We start from the raw sequence: 2,656 nt of genomic DNA on the forward strand, positions 1-2,656 counted from the left end.
CGCTGCGGCGGCCGCCTCGATCGCGGGCGTCCAGGCGTCCACCATGGTCTTGTCGCCGGATTCGGCCTTGCCGCGGGCGACGATCCCGTCGCGGGCGGCCTGCAGCGCGGCAGCGAGGGTGGCGGCGTCGACGTCGGAGGCCTCACCCAGGGCCGTGGCGGCCCGCAGGAACGCCGTGCCATACAGCGGGCCGGCCGCCCCGCCGACCTTGGACATCAGCGTCATGGCCGTCAGTTTCAGGGCCGCGGCCGGGGTTTCCGGCGGCGTCTCGGCAAGTTTGTCCATCACGGCCTTGAAGCCGCGGTCCATGTTCTCGCCGTGGTCCGAGTCCCCGATGGGACGGTCCAGCTCGATCAGTTCCACCCGGTGCTCCGCCATGGCCTGCGCCGAAAGCGTCAGCCACCGCACCGCCCAGCCGACATCCAAGCCCACGGTCAGACGCCCCAGCGAAGGGCCGGAGTGTGCACGGGAGCGTCCCAGAGTGTTGTCATCTCGTCATCGAGACGCAGGACAGTGATGGAGCAGCCCTGCATTTCGAGGGACGTGATGTAGTTGCCCACCAGGGAGCGGGCCACGGTGACGCCCTGCTCGGCCAATTTCTGCGCGGCCCTGCGGTAGACGATGTACAGCTCGCTTTGCGGGGTGCCGCCCATGCCGTTGACGAACAGGAGCACCTGGTCCCCGGAAGCAAGGCCGAGGTCGCTGACCACCGGATCCAGGAGACGGTCGGTGATCCCGTCGGCGTTTTCCATCGGGATGCGGTGCCGTCCCGGTTCGCCGTGGATGCCGATGCCGATCTCGATCTCGTTTTCCTCGAGCTCAAAACTGGGCACCCCGGCATGCGGAACGGTGCAGGCAGACAACGCCACGCCCATGCTGCGCACGTTGTGGTTGACGCGGTCACCGATCGCGGCGACGGCGTCCAGGTTGTCACCGCGCTCGGCGGCCGCACCGGCGATTTTCTCGACCAGGACGGTGCCGCCGACGCCCCGGCGCCCGGCCGTGTACAGCGAATCCTGCACTGCGACGTCGTCGTTGACGAGCACGGTGCGGATCTCGACGCCTTCGGCCTGCGCGAGTTCGGCGGCGGTTTCGAAGTTCAGGACGTCACCGGTGTAGTTCTTCACGATGTGCACGACGCCGGCGCCGGAGCTTACGGCCAGCGTGGCCGGCAGGATCTGGTCCGGAGTGGGAGAGGTGAACACGGCGCCCGGGACGGCGGCGTCGAGCATGCCCAGGCCCACGTACCCGCCGTGCAGCGGTTCGTGTCCGCTGCCGCCGCCGGAGACGAGCCCGACTTTCCCTGCGACGGGAGCGTCCTTGCGCACGATGTATTTCGGGTCCGGGAAGACGGTCACGAGGTCGGCGTGAGCAAGCCCGAACCCCTCCACTGACTCGTCGACCACGGCTTTGGGATCATTGATGAGTTTCTTCATGGCGGTGCTCCCTGGATGGTGTCCTGGCTGCTTGCTTAGACCCTACTACCGGGGCACGGCCGGCGGTAGGCTCCCCGTTCCCCCGGCCCGGGCTCCCTGGCGGGCTGCGAATCCCGGGGCGGCGGGGTTGTGGCCGTGCGTTCCGAACCCCCGCGCTTCAGGCTTGTTGGTCGGCCCAGGCCGGAGAATGCGGCCAGGCATCGACGCCCAGCCATGAGAACGGCGGCGCGGCGAGCCGGCCCTTGCGGGCGCGGGACGTGGCCGGCGGTCCCGACGCGGCAGATACTGTCTCGGCGGTTTGCCCCGTCACGGGCGCGCCGGTGCCGGGCGAGGAGTGGTTGGCGGGTTCGGGCGGCAGCGCTTCCAGCGGCTGGTCCGGCGGTCCTGCCGGAGCGCTGGCGATTGACCTGTGGATTGCGGAGAGATCGGGAAAAATCACGGCTTTGTGCAATTTTTTGCCTCCGGAAGTATGGCGGCCCACCCCCTGGGCCGGCATCAGTTTATCCACCAAATTTACTGAAGGGAAGCCCCGCGTGGACGTCGGGTTCCTGGCGGTTGCCGGCGCCGGCCTGGAGCCACTTTCGCTGGCCGGGGCGCCGCCTTCGCTGGCCGGCGAACAGCCGCGCGCAGCCGCAACCCGGCGGCGGCTACAGCTCCTTGATCATCCTGGTGTTGCCCAGCGTGTTCGGTTTGACCCGCGCCAGGTCCAGGAACTCGGCCACCCCTTCGTCGTGCGAGCGCAGGAGCTCGGAATACACCACGGGGTCGACGGCGGTCTGGTCAGCCATGACTTCAAAGCCGTGCTTCTTGAAGAACTCCACTTCGAACGTCAGGCAGAAGACCCGGGAGACTCCCAGCGCGCGGGCATCCTCCAGCAGGCGCTCCACCAGCGCGTGGCCCACGCCCTTGCCGCGCCAGGCGTCCGAGGCCGCGAGGGTGCGGACCTCCGCGAGGTCCTCCCACATGACGTGCAGCGCCCCGCAGCCGATCACCCCGCCGTCTTCGGATTCGGCGATCCGGAACTCCTGCAGGCTTTCGTAGTAGGCCACGGTTTCCTTGGCCATGAGGATCCGCTGGTCGGCCAGCGGCGCCACGAGGGTCTTGATGGCGCCAACGTCGTCGGTGCGGGCGGGGCGGATGCGGATCGTCTCAGTCGCGGTCTCAGTCACGGTCTCAGTCACAGCCCAATCTTACGGGTGCCCCGGGCCCGGCCGGCTCCC

Annotated in this window: 4 protein-coding genes; all 4 read right to left on the reverse strand. The window is 68.9% G+C overall.

Going from position 1 to position 2,656, the window contains the following annotated elements:
• Positions 1-432, reverse strand: a 432-nt coding sequence (gene dhaL / locus Y706_RS28215) for a dihydroxyacetone kinase subunit DhaL (protein ID WP_043436125.1), incomplete at its 3' end; no start/stop codon positions are given.
• Positions 433-434: 2 nt separating this feature from the next.
• Positions 435-1,436 (reverse strand): dihydroxyacetone kinase subunit DhaK, encoded by a 1,002-nt coding sequence (gene dhaK, locus Y706_RS0112980; protein ID WP_028276913.1) that lies wholly within the window; start codon positions 1,434-1,436, stop codon positions 435-437.
• Positions 1,437-1,593: 157 nt separating this feature from the next.
• The gene (locus Y706_RS0112985) at positions 1,594-1,875 is read right to left on the reverse strand and encodes a hypothetical protein (protein WP_156945144.1); all 282 of its coding nucleotides are present in this window, start codon (positions 1,873-1,875) and stop codon (positions 1,594-1,596) included.
• A gap of 208 nt (positions 1,876-2,083) precedes the next feature.
• A complete protein-coding gene (locus Y706_RS0112990) occupies positions 2,084-2,617 on the reverse strand; it encodes an amino-acid N-acetyltransferase (protein WP_173403079.1) in 534 nt (177 codons plus the stop codon).
• Positions 2,618-2,656 lie beyond the last annotated feature (39 nt).

Source organism: Arthrobacter sp. I3 (genome assembly GCF_000520575.1).
GTDB classification, from domain to species: Bacteria; Actinomycetota; Actinomycetes; order Actinomycetales; family Micrococcaceae; genus Arthrobacter; species Arthrobacter humicola_A.

Coding starts and splice junctions, on each gene's coding strand:
- dhaK (WP_028276913.1), bottom strand. CDS start 1,436: ATGAAGAAACTCATCAATGATCCCAAAGCCGTGGTCGACGAGTCAGTG.